This window comes from Vibrio genomosp. F10 str. 9ZD137 (genome assembly GCF_049974785.1).
Classification (GTDB): Bacteria; Pseudomonadota; Gammaproteobacteria; order Enterobacterales; family Vibrionaceae; genus Vibrio.
In genome coordinates this window covers 1-570 of sequence record NZ_JBNGCJ010000087.1, presented here as the reverse complement: position 1 = coordinate 570, position 570 = coordinate 1, and the positions used below count along the sequence as shown (strand labels likewise).

The following is a 570-nucleotide window of genomic DNA, read 5'->3' as shown; positions in this document are numbered from 1 at the left end:
AATAACCAATAACCAATAAACCAAAATACTTGGACAGAAAGAGAAAAAGCCCAGTCAATGACTGAGCTTTCTATAGTATACCGACTAACTAAGGCAACCTTTTGGCTAGCTACTTCAACTTGTAAATAATGCCAGGGTTACAACGCACCATCTCAAACCGGTCGGTTAATCCCGTTAAAGACTCCGACGCTCCAAGTAACAAATATCCACCTGGGTTTAAGCTATTGGCCATTTGATTTAGCACTTGTGATTTCATTTCTGGTGAAAAGTAGATCAACACATTTCGACAAAAAATGATGTCAAACTTACCAATTAGCGCATAACTTTCCATTAAGTTTTGCGGGCGAAAGTTAACCAATCGTTTCACGTTATCTTTCACTTTCATACGACCATCGCCAGCGTCTTCAAAAAATGTACGACGTCGTTCTGGCGATAAGCCTCTACCGAGTGCTAAATTATCGTAAACACCAGCGCGGCACATATCGAGCATGGTTGCCGAAATATCCGTTGCTGTTATCGAAACATTCGGCAGCATACCTGGCTTACGCTGCTGAGTCTCTAAAATGGTCA

General features: G+C 41.6%; 1 protein-coding gene. It reads right to left on the bottom strand.

Annotated elements, in window-relative coordinates:
- Positions 1-109: 109 nt before the first annotated feature.
- The coding region (locus ACP45E_RS01050; RefSeq protein ID WP_069584601.1) for a CheR family methyltransferase at positions 110-570 on the bottom strand (461 nt) is incomplete at its 5' end.